A 17,771-nucleotide genomic window follows, 5' to 3' on the forward strand; every position below is an offset into this window, starting at 1 on the left:
GCCCCAAGAGGGTAGCCATGGAAGCTGCGTCCTGGGTCGATCGTAAGTTGTATCCGTTCGAATCCCATTGGTTTCAGTGGGAGAGGTACAAGCTCCACTACGTGGATGAGGGCGAGGGCGAACCGATCGTATTCGTCCACGGCTCTCCTGGCTGGAGCTTCTCCTTCCGCGATGCGATCAAGAGCCTGTCGGGTTCCTACCGCTGCATCGCTCCCGATCATCTTGGGTTCGGGCTTTCCGACAAACCCCCTGGAACGACCTTTCGGCCCGAGCGCCAAGCCGAGATCTTCGAGAGTTTCCTCCACCGCCTCGACCTGAAGGGCATCACGTTGGTCGTGCACGGCATGGGTGGGCCTATCGGCCTTTCCTATGCGCTCAAGCACCCGGACAACGTGCGCCATTTCGTGGTGATGAACAGCTTCCTTTGGCCGCTCGACACCCGACCTGGCATCCAGAAGGCGGTGAAGTTCGCCAAGTCCGGCCTGGGCCGGGTGCTTTATCAGAAAGCAAACTACGCTCCTATCGGCGAGTTGTTCCTGATAACCAAGGACCGCCAGAAATTCACGAAGCAAGTCCGCTCCCAGTACAACCGTCCCTTCGCCGACAAGCGCCAACGCGACGCCCCTTATGCCTACACGAAGGCGCTGCTCGATTCCTCCGGCTGGTTTCAAAGCCTCTATCAGCAGCGCGATGTCCTAAAGGACAAGCCGGCCCTGATCTGCTGGGGTTCGCTCGACCCTTGGCTGACGAACGACGACTTGGAGCGCTGGACCTCGATCTGGCCCGAAGCCGAGGTGCATCGCCTGAGGCACACGGGCCACTATGTCCCCGAAGAGCACGGCGCCGACGTGGCAGCCTTCATGGACCCGTTCCTGAAGGACTTGGCCACCTGGAGCCCCACAAGCGTGATGCTGTAGGACGGGTATCGTTCTCGCATGGCCAAGGAGGGACACGCCGCGCTGGATTCGCCGTCCGTTGCGATGCTTGGCGTGCTCACCTTCGTCGGTGAGTGCACGCTCATCCTTTGGGACGTCCTGAAGCGCCTCTTCCGTCGGCCCGTAGAGTGGCGCGAGACCGTCAGCCAGATGGCGTTCATCGGCGCGGCCTCCGTGCCCATCGTGCTCCTCACCTGCTTCTTCTCCGGCGCGGTGCTCGCGCTCTACACCTCCGAGTTCTTGCTCAAATACAACGCACAGCAGTTCGTCGGGGGCACCATCGGCCTCGCGGCGGCCCGCGAGATCGCGCCGGTCATGGCGGGCATCATGGTCGCGGCCCGCGCGGGCTCCGCCATGGGCGCCCAGATCGGCACGATGGCCGTGACCGAGCAGGTGGATGCCCTGAAAATGCTCAGCGTCCACCCCACCAACTACCTGGTCATCCCGCGCGTGGCGGCCTCGGTGCTCATGCTGCCGGTCTTGGCGCTGGTGGGCATGTATGCGGCAGTCGGCGGGGGGCTCTTGGTGGGCATCTCGTCGGGCGTCTCTTCGGGGACGTTCCTCCAGTCGCTCCAGCAATACGTGATCCCGCACGACTTCGTGGGCGGGCTGATCAAGACCCCGTTCTTCGGGCTGATCATCGCCGTCGTCGCCTGCCAGCAGGGGCTGAGGACGGCCAACGGCGCAGTCGGCGTGGGCCGCGCAACCACCAACACGGTGGTCATCTCGATGGTCCTGGTCTACGTGGCGAACTATTTCCTGGCTGCGGTGCTGTACTAATGAGTGTTGGGTGAGTAGGACTTACTCATGGTATACTCACTCCGTGAGCAAGCGACTGCAGGTGTTGATATCGGACGAAGAAATGGCTCTCATCAAGCGTAGGGCGGAAGGAGAGCATCTTCCGGTGGGCCAATGGGTTCGCAAGTCACTGCGCCAAGTCGCCGAACAGAGGAGCTCCAAGACCTATGAGGAGCGTATGGCCGCTCTTGAAGAGGCCTCCAAAGTCAACGCCCCGACCTGTGACATCGACCAGATGCTCCGCGAGAGCGAGAAAGGCTACAAGATTGACCTTCCTGGACTCTAATGTTCCGATGTACCTGGTAGGTGCGCCGCACCCCAACCAGGTTGCTGTTCGCCGCATCTTGCAGGGGCTCGCCGCACGGCAAGAGAGACTCGTGACCAACGCCGAGGTCTACCAGGAAGTACTGCACCGATTTCGGTCGATCAATCGCATGGAGGTGGTACCACATGCCTTCAAAGTCCTCTCGAAGCTGGTGGACGAGGTCTATCCCATTGAGATCGAGACCGTTTTGACGGCCAGCGAACTGGTCGTTCAGTACCCCGCACTTTCGGCTCGGGATGCGATCCACCTCTCGGTGATGACATTGAAAGGAATCGAATCGATTGTCTCATTCGATTCAGGCTTTGATTTGGTGCCAGGAATCCAGCGGCTTTCGTAAGGGAGGGCTTCGCAAAAGCGCCACACGAGAGACCTGCTATGATGCCATGAAGAGGGGCCTCGATGGTCTGTCCGTGTTGCTCTGAACCCATTGCATACCGCCAAGTCTGGTGGCGGCTCGGCAGATTCCGCTGCCCAAAGTGTGGATGCGATCTGAAAAAGGAGCTGAATATCCCGATTTGGGTTCGGGTATTGTCACTTACCTTGCTGCAAGGCCCACTGTTCCTGGCGATCTTCCTACCTAGCCAAGCCACCCGGACAGCTTTTGTCTGCGGATTTCTCTTGTCCCTTGCCATAGCTACCTGGGCTGACAAAGTCTATCTATCACTCAAGACATTCCACTAGACCGGACACGTCCCCTTCGGACTCCGCCTCACCATCGGCACCTCGATCTTCCTTCTGCCGCTCAGGTAATCCGCCGTCACCGAGTTCTTCGCCTTCATGACCTCTTCCGGTGTGCCCTCCGCGACCACCCAGCCGCCGTGCTCGCCCGCGCCGGGACCCAGGTCGATCAGCCAGTCGGCCGCCATCATGGTCTCCTCGTCGTGCTCCACCACGATGACCGTATTCCCCAGATCGCGCAGGCGCACCAGCGTATCAATGAGCTTGCGGTTGTCGCGCTGATGCAGCCCGATGCTCGGCTCGTCGAGGATGTAGAGGCAACCCATCAGCCCCGACCCGATCTGGGTCGCCAACCGAATACGCTGGGCCTCGCCGCCGGCCAAGGTTCGCGCGTTCCGGTCGAGGGTCAGATAACCCAGCCCAACATCCAACAGGAACTTCAGGCGCTCCAGAATCTCCTTGATCGCGCGCTCGCCGATCGCCAACTGGCGCTTCGTCATGCGCTTCGGCAGTGAATCGAAGAACGTCACCGCGTCCTCGACCGACATCCGGCTCACCTGCGACACGTCCTTACCGCCGACAAACACGCTCAGGCACTCCGGCTTCAGCCTCCGCCCTTCACAGGTCGGGCAGGGCTTGGTGGACATGTACTGCGCCAAGTCGTTCTTCACCCACTCGCTCTCGGTGGTGTCCAGGCGCTTCCTGAGCGAGGCCAGCACACCCACCCACTCCGTCTTGAACTTCCGCTCGCTGCGGCCCCAGTGCATATGCACTTCGATCTGCCCCGGCAGACCCTCCCAGACCGCCTTCATGCCCTCCTCAGGAATCTGCGAAGCCGGCAGGCTCGCGTCGAAGCCGACGGTTCGCCCCACCGCATCCAGCATGTCCGGCCACCACTCCTTCACCTCGCCGGACTTGTAGACGAACGGCACGATGGCTCCATCCCTAAGAGGCTTCGAAAGGTCCGGGATGATGAGCATGGGATCGAACTCGGTCTTGGTGCCCAGGCCGGTGCAATCGGGGCATGCGCCATAGGGCGAGTTGAACGAGAACATCCTAGGCTCGAGCTCCGGCATCGAGAACCCGCAGACCGGGCAAGAGTAGGATTCGGAATAGGTTCTTTCAGTTTGGGAGTCCGTTTGGGAGTGCGCGAGCTTGCTCGCGCTATCCTCCTCTGTTCCCGATTGCGCGAGCTTGCTCGCGCTTTCTCCATCTTGGGGCTGGCCCGCTTCGGGCATAGCGCGAGCAAGCTCGCGCACTCCCAAAGTACCGTCCGCACTTCTTCCTTCCCAACTCAGCGTCACCAGACCCTTGCCCATCTTCAGCGCCGCCTCGACCGAATCGGAAAGCCGCTGCTGGATGTCTTCCTGCACGATCAACCGGTCCACCACGACCTCGATCGTGTGCTGCTTGTAACGGTCCATTGGGATGTCGTCGGTGACCTCATACATCACCCCGTCCACGCGCACCCTCACGTAGCCCGAGCGGTTGATCTCCTGCAAGATGTGCTTGTACTCGCCTTTTCGCCCGCGCACCACCGGCGCAAGAACCTGCAGCTTGGTGCCGACAGGCATCTCGAGCACCGAATCCACGATCTGGTCGGTGCTCTGCCGCTCGATCGGGCCGTGGCCGTTCGGACAATGCGGCACACCGGTTCTCGCATAGAGGATGCGAAGATAGTCGTAGATCTCGGTGACCGTTCCGACTGTGGATCGCGGGTTGCGGCTCGCGCTCTTTTGGTCGATCGAGATCGCCGGTGAGAGGCCCTCGATATGGTCCACGTCGGGCTTGTCCATCTGCCCCAGGAATTGCCGGGCGTAGGCACTGAGCGACTCGACATAACGCCGCTGGCCCTCGGCGTAGATCGTGTCGAACGCAAGAGAGGACTTCCCCGACCCCGACAATCCGGTGATGACCACCAGCTTGTCCCTGGGGATCTCCACCGTAATGTTCTTCAGGTTGTTTTCCCTGGCCCCGATGACGACGATCTTGTCATGCGACATGAGGCTCCATTATACGCAGGATGGGTAGACAGGTGTGCGGCTGATCGCAAATGGCGTGAGAATTGTGATTGTGGTGAGGATGGTGAGAGTTGCCCCGGACCATCTCACACTCTCACCAGTCTCACCATTTTCACCCTATCGCCATTCTCACCACTCTCACGATCCCGGCCCATAATCACCTCATACCAATGGACCTGCCCCCTGCACTCTTCCAAATGCTTCCCCTGCTCGCTGCCGATACCGGAGGCTCCGCCCCCAATCTCACGGCATCCTGGGTTGGCATCGCCTGCATCGCGCTGTTTGCGGTGGCCTATCTCATGGTGATCGGCGAGGAAAGGCTGCGCCTTCACAAGTCCATGCCGGTGCTGGTGGCCGCGGGGCTGATGTGGCTGATCATCGGCATCGGGGTTTCCATGACTGGCGACTCAGAGGCCCTGGAAGCACCCATCAAGCGCTACCTCCTGGAGTACGGCGAACTGTTCCTGTTCCTGCTCGCGGCGATCACCTACGTCAACACCATGGAAGAGCGCGGCGTCTTCAGCGCACTCAAGTCCTGGCTGATCTCCAAGAACCTCTCCTTACGAGCGCTCTTTTGGGTGACTGGCGGTTTGGCGTTCGTGATGTCGCCCGTCGCCGACAACCTCACCACCGCTCTCGTCCTGGGAGCCGTCATGGTGACGCTCGGAAAGGGCCATCCCAAGTTCGTCGCGCTCGGCTGCATCAACATCGTGGTCGCCGCCAACGCCGGCGGCGCGTTCAGTCCGTTCGGAGACATCACCACCCTCATGGTGTGGCAATCGGGGAAGGTCCTCTTTCACGAGTTCTTTGCGCTCTTCTTGCCGTCGCTCGTAAGTTGGCTTATCCCGGCCGCCCTCATGACCCTAGCCTTGCCGAAAGAGCGGCCCGAACCGGCCGCCGAATCCGCCCGCATGAAGCCCGGAGCGCGAACCGTAGTGGTCCTGTTCCTGGCCACCATCACGATGACCGTGCTCGGGCACAATTTCCTCCACCTTCCATCAGCAGTCGGGATGATGGCAGGTTTGGGCATGTTGAAGGCCTTTAGCTATCTACGAAGTCGAACAGTCGCCCGCGCGCATACCGATTCCGACGATCCGAGCCTCCTATCGGAAATCGACGAGGACCGCCGCAGCGCGGCAACGTTCGACTCCTTCAAGCAGATGGAGCGCATGGAGTGGGACACGCTCATGTTCTTCTATGGCGTCATCCTTTGCGTCGGCGCGTTGAACACCCTGGGCTACCTTGCAGGGCTTTCAAACGGCCTTTATGGAGGGCTGGGGCCAACCCTGGCCAACTCCGCGATAGGCGTCATCTCCGCCCTCATCGACAACATCCCCGTCATGTTCGCCGTGCTTTCCATGAACCCGGAGATGTCCCATTCCCAGTGGCTCCTCGTGACCTACGCCGCGGGCGTGGGCGGATCGCTGCTCTCGATCGGAAGCGCCGCTGGGGTCGCCCTTATGGGTCAAGCGAAGAAGGAATACACCTTCGCTAGCCACCTAAAATGGACCTGGGCGATCGCACTGGGCTACCTGGCGGGCATCGGCGTGCATCTGGCCCTGAATGGGCGATAGAGGCGTCGCAATCCTGTGCGGATCTTTCTTTCGCAGCCTCGATACGTAGTATAGGACGGATAGGTCATATTCGCTCTATAGCCGACTGATTGACCCATGCCGCGACCCCTGAAGCCCACCGACTCCGTCGCCGAGAAGCTGAAGAAGCTCCCCGGCAACCCGGGCTGCTACATCTTCAAGGACGAAAACGGCTCCGTGCTCTACGTCGGTAAGGCGGTGGTGCTCAAGAACCGCGTCCGCAGCTACTTTCACCAGTCCACCAAGCACGCCATGCGCATCGCCCGGATGGTCGCCCGCGTGCGCGACCTGGAGTGGATCGTCGTGGACAGCGAGGTCGAGGCGCTCGTGCTCGAGTGCAACCTCATCAAGCAGCACCGGCCGCCTTATAACGTGCTGCTGCGCGACGACAAGAGCTACCCCTATGTGGTCATCACCAAGGAGAAATTCCCGCGGGTGCTCTTCACGCGCCGCGTGAGAAAAGACGGCTCGAAGTACTTCGGACCTTACACATCCGCCTACACCGTCCGCGAGACCCTGCAGATTCTCCACAAGGCGTTTCAGCTCATCCCCTGCGGCAAGAGCTGGTCCGGTGAGCCGGTTCAACGGCCTTGCCTCTACCATCACCTGGGCCAGTGCATGGCGCCGTGCGCCGGCATGGCCGACCGCAAGGCGTACCAAGTGGTGCTGGACCAAGTCACTCAGGTGCTCTCTGGCAAGGGCGAGGCCCTCATCTCCAAGCTGCGGTCTGACATGTCGGACATGTCAGACCGAATGGACTTCGAACGAGCTGCCGAAGTGCGCGACCAGATCGTGGCGATCGAAAGCATGATGCAGAAGCAGAAGGTGCTCGACACCGACCAGATCGACCGCGACGTGGTCGCGGTGGTCAAAGATGAACGCGGCTCGGCGATCCAGATGCTCTACGTTCGCGGAGGGAAGCTCATCGGCCAGCGGCAGTTCTTTCTCGACCGCTCGACCGAAGCCTCGCCGACCGAGGCCGTGCAGGAGTTCGTCAAGCAGTACTACGCCGACGCCCCCGAGGTGCCCCGCGAGATCCTGTTGCCGGTCGAAATCGAGGAACGCAAGATCGTCGAGGCGTTCCTCAGAAACAAGAAGGGCTCGGCGGTGCGCATCGAAGTTCCCGGCGGCGGCGAGGGGCTGGCACTGGTCGAGATGGCCGCTGCGAACGCCGAGCAAGCCTTGAGCGCTATGGCGTCGGAAATCAAGCAACAGGAACAATGGGCCGAGGAGGCGATCGTTGAGTTGCAGGAGGCGCTCGGCCTCCCCACGCCGGCTGAAAGGGTGGAGGGCTACGACATTTCCAACATCCAGGGCACGGCGCCGGTGGGTTCGATGGTTGTGGCGATCCACGGCACGGCAGCCAAAGCGGAGTACCGCCGCTTCAGGATCAAGTGGAGCCCCGAAAGCCCCAACGACTTCGCCATGATGAAGGAGGTCATCCTTCGCAGGCTTCGCGCCTATCTCGATGGGCAACCCAAGTTCGCCACTCTGCCCGACCTCATCATGATCGATGGCGGAAAAGGACAGTTGTCGGCGGCGCTGGAGGCTCGAGATTCGCTCGGCCTCACGGTGCCCATGGTCGGCTTGGCGAAGAAGATGGAACTGCTGTATGTTCCGGAGGATTTTCTGCAACCCCATTCCGACATATCGGACTTGTCAAGCGCGTCCGCCCTGTCTGACCCATCTGACCCGTCCGACACGTCCGACTCCGCCAAAGCACCAAAGCAGCTCCGCTTCCGCGAGATCGAACTCCCCCTCATGTCTCCGGGCCTGGTACTGCTCCGCCGCCTGCGCGATGAGGCCCACCGCTTCGCCGTCAGCTTCCACCGTAAGGTTCGCGACAAGCGGCTTTCGGCATCGGCCATCGAGGAAATCCCTGGAATCGGGCCCCGCCGGAAGCGCCTGCTGCTGCGAACCTTCGGCTCCCTGGAGGGTGTCCGCCGCGCGACGGTTGAGGAGATCGCCTCGGTCCCGACGATGACCCAAAGGCTCGCCGAGCAAGTCAAGGAATTCCTGGCGGAGGCGTGAGATCAGTTATGTTAAGTGGATCGAGTCAGAGCGTCAATCGAGATTCCAGAGATCGACTCGCAGATTGCCTATTGCTCTGGATGGAAAGAAGGGTGGGAAGTTACTGGCTCGATGACCAGATGACTGGCGAAGAGCTTTGGTTTCCGGAACCTCATGACGACGGTTACGAGCTTTGTTGGAGAATCGTCTGGGCTACCTATGACGACTTTACTGACCACGTTCTAGTGGCGGATGTCCCATCGCAATGGGAGCTGTTCTTGCGTGCCCTAGCTTTCCTCAGGTCGGACGTTAAGACGGGCCGCATTGCAGAGCGCTCGTGGTTCAGGTGGCCCGCGGAGGACAACCCAATCTGGCAGTGCCAGCCCTTCGAGACCCCAGAGCAATGGGCCTCACACCGGCATCTCGTTGCGGAGGAATCCAGGTGGGAGCCACCAATCGCGCTCAGTCGGTCTGCCGCAAAACAGTTAGCTCTTGCCCTGAAAGCCAAGTAACAGGCATCGCAGCTTCCGGCTTACGAAGCGGTAATGCCTCGTTGGCATGAAGCAGTACAATCCTCCGAATGGCACAAATGCACGACTATCCGGTTTCGGTTCGTTGGAGCGGCGGCAAGGACGGGGGCGGATCGGCCTCCTGCGGCAACACGGGAACCCAGTTCCCCCTCTCGATCGGCAAAGAGTTCGGAGGCCCCGGGGCGGGCACCAACCCCGAAGAGCTGCTCACCTCTTCGATCGCGGCCTGCTGGGCCATCACCTTCGGCCTGATCGCCGCCAACCGCAAGCTCCCCGTGGCAAATATCGAAGCCAACGCCGTCGGGCACGTCGAGCAGAACGGCATGCAGTTCACCTTCACAAAGATCACGCTCCGCCCCAAGATCACGCTCGAACCCGGCGCCACCGACGAGCAGGCCGCCTTGGCCTCCGACATGGCTCACAAGGCCGAATCCTACTGCATCATTACGGCTGCGGTCCGCGACAAGGTCGCGGTGGAACTGGAAGTCGAAGTGGTCAGGACGTAATCCGGCGCCCCCTCAACCGGTTCGCTTCGTTCACCGGCCTCTCCCCCTGGGGAGAGGTGGAGTGGGCCCCTCCCTTGGTTTTGCGCAGCGAAACTGAGGGAGGGGTTGGGGAGGGAGACTCCGGCGATCTGGGAACTGAAGACTAAGAGGACGGAGCAAAGGCGACCTATGGAGGTATCTCGCCAAGGTGCAAACGTGCACCAATGAGACCCAGCGAACCCATGAGCCAGACGGCGCCGGTCCTCGCGGTTCTCAAGGCAGACCAAGAGTCTGACCCACGTGTCTGTTTGACACAGGTTCTCGCCCACTCACTCACCCTCTCACCGGCTCACCGACTCACCCTCGTCCTCACGCATCCTCCATCGCCTTCCGCACTTCTGCCCCGGTCCGTTCGACTGCAAGGCCGCGCTCTATCGACTTCAGTGCGTCTAGCGTGTGGCTCCCCAGTCTCGCCTCACGAAGCCAGCCTTCGGCGAACTTGCCGCTTCGGATGCTCTCAATCGTTTCGCGCATCGCCTGGCGCGTCTCGTCGGTCACGATGCGGGTCCCTGCGGTCAGGCCGCCCCATTGCGCGGTGTCGCTGATCGCTTCGCGCATCCCCGCAATGCCGCGCTCGACAATCAAATCCACGATCAGCTTTGTCTCGTACAGGGTCTCGAAATAGGCGATCTCCGGCGTGTACCCCGCCTCCAGAAGCGTCTCAAACGCCGCGGAAATCAGGTTTGGGATGCCGCCGCAGAGCACCACCTGCTCGCCGAATAGGTCGGTTTCCGTCTCCTCGCGAAAGGTCGTCTCCATCAAGAGTGACCGCCCGCACCCGATCCCCCAAGCATAGGCGAGCGCCAAGTCCCTTGCCCGCCCGGAAACGTCCTGGTGCACCGCCACCAGTCCCGGCACCCCGGACCCCTCCTCATACTTGCGGCGAACCCCCGTGCCCACTCCCTTCGGGGATACCAGGACCACGTCGACGTCTTCCCTTGGGCAGATCATTCCCGACAGAATCGCGAACCCGTGGGCAAACAGCAGCGCCGACCCAGGCCCCAGCGCAATGCGCACAAACCCTTCATAGGCCTCCGCCATCTTCATGTCGGGCACGAGCATCGCGACAATATCCGCGCCCGCCACAGCCTCCTCGATCGGAAGAACCGAAAGCCCCTCGGCCTCCGCCGTCCCCCGATGGGCGCTGCTTTCCCTGAGTCCGACCACCACCCGCGCACCCGAGTCTCGCAAGTTCAGGGCCTGAGCCCGGCCCTGGTTGCCGTAGCCCACGATCGCCACGGTCCGATCGAGCAGCAATTGAGGGTTTGGAACGAGCGAACTGCCCACCTGTCAAACCTACCTCAACACGTTTCTTGGAAATTCTTTCAATCTCCGTATCGCCAAGGGCAGGCGTGCGTCGTATCATGCGAATACGCCCCCAATGCAGGACGCACAGGAGGGCAACCAACCTTGATCACAACCTATTTGCCATGGATCGCCATTGCCGCGGGAATCGCGGCCCTGTTCTCCCGAGATGGGCTCAAAGCCCCCCCTGAATCTCCACCGAAAAGTCCCCCGAATCGCTTGGTTTGGGCCATCCTTGGCCTTCTGGCGGCCGTGGCTCTCTGGGCGGGGTTCACCTACGCCAAACAGGCTGAGGACGTCAAGGTCACCGCAATCGGCTTCGTTGTCGGTCTGGCCCTTGCAGCAGCTTCGAACCAGATCGGCGGATCGGGCTTTCAGCGAGGCGCTTCACTGGCCGGACCCATCGGCTTGGCCGCGATCGCGCGTGGGCTGGGGTCGTTAGCGTTTGTGCCCGAGTGGCTGACTTCGCACGAGGTCGGACTGGGCGTCGGCGTCGCCGTAGGCGCATGGTTGTTGGCCAAGCCGTCAGATACCGGTTGGGCATGGAAAACCGCGGCCATCCTTGACGGAACTCTTCTGGTCGACTTGTTGGGTGAGGCCGGTCCCGGTGACCGCGCCGCCCACGCCGGCTTGGCGCTTCTGGTTGCCGGCTGCGTCCTGGCTTCGGCACTGCCGACCCTTATCACGGCCTCAAATCTGAAGAACAAGCTCAAAGAGAGCGGTACGGGCATCCTATTTGCCGCCGTGTTCTCCGGATTTGCCGTTCTCATCGCCACGCGGTATGTATGGATCGGCCACGTATGGCACATCGCACTCATGGCATCCGCATTGGCGTTGGTCGTGCATTGGTTCACCGCATCGGACAATGAGGGCTCCCCATACACCAGCCTGCTTGGGATGGTGATCTGGCTCGGAGTGGCGACGCTCGCGTTCGGGCTCTTGCGCGGGTTCGGCATGTCCATCGCGCTGCTAACGGCGGTGCTGGTCTTTCTAATCCTCGGCGATGTGCGCTCGATCGCCTCTCTCAGCCCGCTCGCGGCCATGACGGTCTACCGGGTCTTCAAAGAGTGGCACCAGAGCGCCGCAAAGACCCTGGACATCGGCCAGCACTATGAGCTGATCGGCTTCATCGCCGGGATGGCGCTGATCGCCCTGGCGCTCGAAATGCGCCAGCGGCGCCGCGAGCATCCCATCGCCAGCGGCGCGATGGCCCTGATGCTTATGGCCCTGCCCATTCTCACGGCGATCCTCCTCGGCGCGAAGGGCACGGTCGGGTTGCTCGTCGGATCCGGATTCGCCTATGTGGTCCTGGGATCGGCCCTGCATGGGCTCGCGCCGTTTGTGCTCCAAATGGGCTTGGGGCTGCTGATCGCGGGGACCTATGACTGGTACGCCTCGCTGATCGATCTGACCCGCGACCAAAAGGTCTTCGCCCTGGAAGTCGCCGTACCTATCGTCGCAGTCCTTCTTCTTTTGATTGGCTTCCTCACCAAACCGGTTGAACAAGCCCGGGCAGAGGCTTCGTAATGGCTACCCTCAGCGTGTTTGCATCGCGCCTGATGGCGCTCATCGTCGGCCTCGTCGTCTGCGTCGGGCTCCTTGCTGCCGGCATCAGCCGCGAAGTGCCCCGTGGCGGCCTTGATGGCAAGGTGGTCATGAGCGAGAACGGCAGGCCGCTCTCCGACCTTCGAATCATCCTTCGGGAAGAGAACCCCTATGACTGGGACACCCTTGAGCGGCTCCCGGATGAGGACAAGCCCAAGAGCTACGTCGAGTGGACCGACGACGAGGGTCGGTTCACCTTCCGGAATGTGAAAGCCGGCAACTACGAAATCGAGACCTACGCTGTGGCGCACGAGCTCAAGCCGGTCAAATTCGCGATCACCGAAGGCAAAGCGCAGCAGCTCGACCTCGAGATGAAGCCGGTCGCGCCGTATTTGAACCTCTACTCGAACCAGCACGTGTTCCGGACCGATGAGAAGGTCCAGGTGCAGCTTCACGGCTTCTCGCCCGAAGAGCAGATCCGCTTCACGGTCACCCAACTCAAGATGGAGATGCTCCCCGCCAAGGGTGCGCTCTACAACGCGATCGGCGGCCTGAAGAGGCAGGAAGCCGCGGCCAGGTCGATGCTGGGCGCCCAAGTCAGACAGGTAACCAAACCCATCAGCGAACGAACCCCTGAAGGCACGTTTGAGCAGTTCTTTGATCTCGGCGACCTGTCTGAGGGCGATTATTTCGTCGAGTGCCAGGTCGGGGCGCTCCGGACGAGCACCTGGATCAACGTGAGCCGCATCGCGATGGTCGCCAAGACTTGGGATTCGGGAGCCCTGTGTTTCGTCACCGACATCAAGACTGGTTCCCCGATCTCAGGCGCGGCGATCTATGCGCCCAAGGGCGGCCGTTTCGAACTCGCCGCCAAGAGCGGGCCGGACGGCCGCGCATCCATCGCGCTCAAGGGCCCTTCCGACAACTCGATGCTCCTCGCCAGGCAGGGCAAATCCACGGCGATCGTGGGCTTCTATGCCTCAGGAGGGGAGGGGGACGGCTCCCACCGCCTTTCGCTCTACACCGACCGCCCAATCTATCGCCCAGGCGACGAGGTCCAGTTCAAGGGTGTCGTGCGACAGCTTTCTGGGGCTCGATATGCCCTCTCGAAGGCCAAGGAAGTCCAAATCGAGATCCGCGACTCCAGCGAGACGCTAATCCAGAAGCAGACCTTGGCGGTTAACGCGATGGGCTCCTTCTCCGGCCACTTTGCCACCAGCAAGGAGGCCGAGCCTGGCGTCTACGGCATCAGAACTCAGATCGGGGAAGAGAAGCTCCCCACCAAATGGGTCTCCATCGCGGCCTACCGAAAGCCTGAGATCTCACTCACCGTAAAGCCCGAAAAGCCCAGCTACCAACGCGGCGACAAAGTGCGCTTCTTGGTCGAGGCGAAGTACTTCTACGGCTCGCCGGTGGCCGGGGCCGAAGTCACCGCCAACATCGGCCGCAGCCCGCACTGGGAGTGGTTCGGCGTGGATGCCGAAGAGGCAGACGAGTACGAGGAATACAACGACTCCTACGGCCACCGAGAGATGGGCGGCGAGTACCTCTCCGAGCTGAAAGCCACCACGGACTCGGAAGGCAGGGCCGTCATCGAGGTGGACACTTCGGATGAAGAGCAGTTTGGCCCTCAAGACTGGACTCAAGCCGACTCGATGGACCTCACGGCCTACGTGAGCCTGAACGACGGGGACAAATACGCTGACGCGACAGCAAAGACCCAGCTTTCCCAGGGCCTGGTTCGGCTTCACGTCGACACGCCTAGCACCCTTGCCGAACCCAGAAAGCCGATCGAGGTAGCCGTCCAGGCCGCCGAGTCTTACGGCGGCAAGCCCTCTGCCGGGCTTCGCGTCAAACTGGTTGCGGGCTATGAGGTGTGGACTGGAATTGAGTCCGTCTTCAAAGTGCAAGACACCCTTTTCGCCACAACGGGTTCCGACGGAAGGGCCCGGTTCCAGATAACTCCGAAGCACTCTGGAGACATGTCTCTTCGCGCTGAAGCACAAGACACAAGGGGAAACACCATCCGAACCTCCGAATGGATGTGGCTCTATGGCGGCGCGAGCGACGATCTTGGAAGCCCGAGGCAAGAACTCCAACTCCAACTGGAGAAGAGCCAATTCAAGGTCGGTGAATCGGTCAGGTGCCTGATTGTTTCGGAGGGTACGGGACAATCGGCGCTGGTCACTGTCGAGGGCGACCGTGTGTACAGTTCGCAGGTTGTTCAACTGGCGAACAAAGTGACCGAAGTTCAGGCGCCGGTCCTTGAAGAGCACCGGCCCAATGTGTTCGTAAGTGTCTGCTTCGTCTCCAACAAGAGGCTCCTTCAGACCGAACGCAGGCTCAAAATCGACCTTGCCCAACGGACGCTCGGCATCGCGATCTCGACGGACAAGCAGGTCTACAAGCCCGGCGACAAGGCCACCTATACGGTCCGCACAACAGGGCCCGACGGGCGCCCAATGCCGGCCGAGGTGTCCCTTGGCGTTGTCGACGAGGCGATCTACGCGATGGCGGCAGACACAACCGACCTGCTCCGCGACTTCTATCCCAAGCGCTACAACTCGGTCCAGACCAGCTACTCGTTCGAAGAGGTTTACCTGGACGGCGGCGACAAGGCGCCCGGCGATATCCAGATTCGAGAGGTGTTCAAGGACACCGCCTATTGGAACCCGGCGATCCAAACCAACGCCCAGGGTCTCGCCACCGTCACGCTCCAGCTCCCCGATAACCTGACGACCTGGCGGGCGACCGCAGTAGGCGTAACCTCGACAACCGAGGTCGGCATGGGCGTCGCCAAGGTCCGCGCGAAGAAGGACCTGATGGTGCGCCTGCAAGTGCCCGCCTACCTGGTCCAGGGAGACTCCCAGCGGCTCTTGGCGATGGTGACCAACGACACCGACCGAGACCAAAACGTCAACGTCCAGTTGGATTCGCCTCCGCTGCCCGTGCGCGGCGACCTCAGGCAGTCCGTCCACGTTCCGGCCGGTGAGACGCGGCCGGTTGAATGGGTCCTCAGCACCCCCGAAGCGGGTTGGAAGACCCTGACCGCCAAGGCGTGGACCGACTCGGCCTCCGACGGCGAGCGCAAGACTTTTGAAATCCGGCCTCACGGCAGAGAGTTCGTCTCGACGGCCGCAGGCGAAGTGCGCGGCAGCGCAAGCTTTCTCGCAAGCGTTCGCCCAGGCGCCGACCCCAACACGGGAAGGCTGAAGATCACGCTTTCGCCCACACTGGCCTCGGCGGTGGTGCAATCGCTGGGCGAGCTGATCGACTTCCCCTATGGGTGCGTCGAGCAGACCATGAGCAGACTCTTGCCGACCGTCGTCGTATCAAAGGCGCTCCAGGATTCCGGCCTTCCCCCAATCCCGCAGCTCAAACGCGTGCCCGCGATCGTCTCGGATGGGTTCACCCGGCTGAAGGCGATGCGTCACGATGACGGCGCCTGGGGCTGGTGGGAGCACGACGATTCAAACACCTTTATGACCTCGCTGGTCCTGGAAGGCCTTCACCACGCGGCGGAGGCAGGCTATCCGGCTCAAGGCATCGACACCAAACGAGCTCTGGACTGGCTCGCTCAGGCCGTGATGAGCCCGTTCCGCGATGGCCGCGACTGGTGGTATTTCGACGACGTCACGAGCCGCCTGTATGCCAACTACGTGCTCGCGCTCTATGGGCGCGACAAAGAAGCGCTGCAAGGACTGGCCTACGTGCCCATCAAGGACATGGGCCCCTACGAGACCTCGTTGCTAGCGCTGACCTATGGCGCGCTTGGCAAGGGGTACGAAAAGCTCCACGCCGATGCGCTCAAGGTGCTGGTCGGACAGGCGATCGAGGCCAACGGCGTGGCGCGGTGGCCCGAACGGTATTGGGGCGAAGAAGCCGGCGCCCGTTGCCTTCTGGCTCTCGCGTCGGCCCAGCCCAACCACCCCCTGATCCCGAAGGTGGTTCGGGGGCTCATGCTGAGCCGCAAGGGAGACATGTGGACCAGCACTCGCGACACCAGCTACGTCGTCGTTGCGCTCACCAAGTGGTGGCGCGCGACGGGCGGGGCTTCGCCAACGGGTTCGGTCAGCGTCAAAGTCAACGGCGCCATCGTGCAGACCCTCCAGCTCACCGCGTCTTCCATTATCGAGCCGGACCTTCAGATCACGGTCCCAATGGCTCAACTCCGTGCCGGAGATAACAGGGTCGAAATCGCTTCTACGGGAAGCGTCTGCTATTACTCTTCCGAGATGAAGCAGACGGTGATCGAGAAGAACCTCGCGCCGGTGAGCACCGACCCGGGCTTCTCTGTCCAGCGGGAGCTCTATCTGATGTCCGCGCAACTCCAGGATGACGGCAGGTACAGGGTCGCCCCCGGAAAACACCCCGTGACGATCGCCTCACGCGGCGACGTGCTGGAGTGCCAGGTCACGATCAAGAATGCCAAGGCGATGCAGTTCGTGATCCTGGAAATCCCGATCCCCAGCAACTGCGACGCGACGGCTCGGACGGAAATCGATCGCTGGGAAGAGTGGAGCTACGACTTCGATCAGCTGCAAATCAGTGACAACAAGGCAGCGCTCTTCCTTAGGCGGCTGGAACCCGGCGAGCACACCTACAAGTTCACCCTGCGCGCCCAAGCGCCGGGCGCCTCTTCGGCTCTGCCGGTTTCGGCGTACAACATGTACGATCCAACCGTTAGGGCGTACTCGGCCGAGACGCCCCTGGAGGTGCGAGGGCGATGAGGCGCGCACTTCACCTCAAATGGCCCCTTCTGGCCTGGATTGGGCTCCCAGCCCTCGTTGGGATCGGCTTGGCAAAGCAGCCTCAAGGCGAGGTCTGCATGGGCAGGTTCATGACCGTGCTGGAGGGACGAACTCCTAACCAGCGACACAACGCTCGTCTCGCCACGCGCGCGATCGACGGCGTGACCGTCCCCCCAGGAGGCGAGTTCTCGTTCAATGAACGGGTCGGAACCTGGTCGCGCGACACCGGCTATCGAAAGGCGCCGGTCAGCTTCAACGGCCAGCTCGTCTTGGCTTGGGGTGGAGGGGTGTGCCAAGCCTCCAGCACCCTTTACAACGCCGCCCTTCTCTCCGGGATGGACGTCACCGAACGGCATCAGCACCGCCACGCCCCGGGTTACGTCGCTCCCGGGCGCGACGCGGCAGTTGCCTTTCATGGGATCGACCTGCGGTTCCGCAACCCCAACCCGTTCCCGGTTCGGATTCGGGCGGCATTGAACGAGAACCGATTGGAATTCGGAGTCTTTGGCGAGCGTGCCCCTGAACACCGGGTCCGCATCGTTACCCAGGTGCGTTCGCTCGCTCTGCCCCGGACGATCGAGTCGGGCGGCGACGGCCCGTTTGCGCGGATTCGCAACGGCGGCAAGGCGGGCTTCGACGTGGCGACCTATCTGGTGAGTGGTGACCGTCGCAAGCTCCTTTCCACCAGCAGCTACCCCTCGATGGCACGGATTGTAGAGTACAGCGAGTGAAGGAG

The 17,771-nt window shown here is 61.9% G+C and carries 12 protein-coding genes; 10 read left to right on the plus strand and 2 right to left on the minus strand.

Annotated features, from left to right (window positions below; all coding sequences use genetic code 11):
• The first annotated feature begins 17 nt into the window (after positions 1 to 17).
• The 4 genes from HZC36_03130 to HZC36_03145 are packed head-to-tail and all read left to right on the plus strand — an operon-like array spanning position 18 to position 2,395.
• On the plus strand, positions 18 to 917 hold the full coding sequence (locus tag HZC36_03130; protein MBI5705966.1) for an alpha/beta fold hydrolase: 900 nt from the start codon (positions 18 to 20) through the stop codon (positions 915 to 917).
• 18 nt (positions 918 to 935) lie between these two features.
• On the plus strand, positions 936 to 1,715 hold the full coding sequence (locus HZC36_03135; protein ID MBI5705967.1) for an ABC transporter permease: 780 nt from the start codon (positions 936 to 938) through the stop codon (positions 1,713 to 1,715).
• A gap of 43 nt (positions 1,716 to 1,758) precedes the next feature.
• Positions 1,759 to 2,019, plus strand: coding sequence for a hypothetical protein (locus HZC36_03140; GenBank protein ID MBI5705968.1), 261 nt, complete (start codon positions 1,759 to 1,761; stop codon positions 2,017 to 2,019).
• A 7-nt stretch (positions 2,020 to 2,026) separates the two neighbouring features.
• On the plus strand, positions 2,027 to 2,395 hold the full coding sequence (locus HZC36_03145) for a type II toxin-antitoxin system VapC family toxin (protein MBI5705969.1): 369 nt from the start codon (positions 2,027 to 2,029) through the stop codon (positions 2,393 to 2,395).
• Between the two features lie 340 nt (positions 2,396 to 2,735).
• On the opposite strand, the gene uvrA is transcribed toward HZC36_03145, so the two are convergent.
• Entirely contained in the window at positions 2,736 to 4,739 is a 2,004-nt protein-coding gene (gene uvrA, locus HZC36_03150) for an excinuclease ABC subunit UvrA (GenBank protein MBI5705970.1), read from the minus strand.
• A gap of 188 nt (positions 4,740 to 4,927) precedes the next feature.
• Between uvrA and nhaD the strand changes: the two genes are divergently transcribed.
• The 3 genes from nhaD (at position 4,928) to HZC36_03165 (ending at position 9,395) form a co-directional block, all read left to right on the plus strand.
• A complete protein-coding gene (nhaD, locus tag HZC36_03155; protein MBI5705971.1) occupies positions 4,928 to 6,331 on the plus strand; it encodes a sodium:proton antiporter NhaD in 1,404 nt (467 codons plus the stop codon).
• 96 nt (positions 6,332 to 6,427) lie between these two features.
• Positions 6,428 to 8,380, plus strand: coding sequence for an excinuclease ABC subunit UvrC (uvrC, locus tag HZC36_03160; GenBank protein MBI5705972.1), 1,953 nt, complete (start codon positions 6,428 to 6,430; stop codon positions 8,378 to 8,380).
• 559 nt (positions 8,381 to 8,939) lie between these two features.
• A complete protein-coding gene (locus tag HZC36_03165) occupies positions 8,940 to 9,395 on the plus strand; it encodes an OsmC family protein (protein ID MBI5705973.1) in 456 nt (151 codons plus the stop codon).
• 348 nt (positions 9,396 to 9,743) lie between these two features.
• On the opposite strand, the gene ilvC is transcribed toward HZC36_03165, so the two are convergent.
• Entirely contained in the window at positions 9,744 to 10,721 is a 978-nt protein-coding gene (gene ilvC / locus HZC36_03170) for a ketol-acid reductoisomerase (protein ID MBI5705974.1), read from the minus strand.
• A 123-nt stretch (positions 10,722 to 10,844) separates the two neighbouring features.
• On the opposite strand from ilvC, the gene HZC36_03175 reads away from it, so the two are divergent.
• From HZC36_03175 to HZC36_03185, 3 genes are read left to right on the plus strand one after another with little or no spacing between them, the layout of a single operon-like run.
• Positions 10,845 to 12,266, plus strand: coding sequence for a hypothetical protein (locus tag HZC36_03175; GenBank protein MBI5705975.1), 1,422 nt, complete (start codon positions 10,845 to 10,847; stop codon positions 12,264 to 12,266).
• Entirely contained in the window at positions 12,266 to 17,014 is a 4,749-nt protein-coding gene (locus tag HZC36_03180; protein ID MBI5705976.1) for a hypothetical protein, read from the plus strand. The genes HZC36_03175 and HZC36_03180 overlap by 1 nt, the downstream gene beginning before the upstream one ends.
• Positions 17,011 to 17,766, plus strand: coding sequence for a VanW family protein (locus tag HZC36_03185; protein MBI5705977.1), 756 nt, complete (start codon positions 17,011 to 17,013; stop codon positions 17,764 to 17,766). Before HZC36_03180 ends, HZC36_03185 begins: the two co-directional genes overlap by 4 nt.
• The last annotated feature ends 5 nt before the right edge of the window (positions 17,767 to 17,771 follow it).

The organism is Armatimonadota bacterium (assembly GCA_016223145.1).
In the GTDB taxonomy this organism is placed as follows: domain Bacteria; phylum Armatimonadota; class Fimbriimonadia; order Fimbriimonadales; family Fimbriimonadaceae; genus Nitrosymbiomonas.

Bases quoted from the DNA above. Each gene is read 5' to 3' on its own strand.
- HZC36_03130 (MBI5705966.1), top strand. From the start codon at position 18: ATGGAAGCTGCGTCCTGGGTCGATCGTAAGTTGTATCCGTTCGAATCC.
- HZC36_03135 (MBI5705967.1), top strand. From the start codon at position 936: ATGGCCAAGGAGGGACACGCCGCGCTGGATTCGCCGTCCGTTGCGATG.
- HZC36_03145 (MBI5705969.1), top strand. From the start codon at position 2,027: ATGTACCTGGTAGGTGCGCCGCACCCCAACCAGGTTGCTGTTCGCCGC.
- uvrA (MBI5705970.1), bottom strand. From the start codon at position 4,739: ATGTCGCATGACAAGATCGTCGTCATCGGGGCCAGGGAAAACAACCTG.
- nhaD (MBI5705971.1), top strand. From the start codon at position 4,928: ATGGACCTGCCCCCTGCACTCTTCCAAATGCTTCCCCTGCTCGCTGCC.
- uvrC (MBI5705972.1), top strand. From the start codon at position 6,428: ATGCCGCGACCCCTGAAGCCCACCGACTCCGTCGCCGAGAAGCTGAAG.
- HZC36_03165 (MBI5705973.1), top strand. From the start codon at position 8,940: ATGGCACAAATGCACGACTATCCGGTTTCGGTTCGTTGGAGCGGCGGC.
- HZC36_03180 (MBI5705976.1), top strand. From the start codon at position 12,266: ATGGCTACCCTCAGCGTGTTTGCATCGCGCCTGATGGCGCTCATCGTC.
- HZC36_03185 (MBI5705977.1), top strand. From the start codon at position 17,011: ATGAGGCGCGCACTTCACCTCAAATGGCCCCTTCTGGCCTGGATTGGG.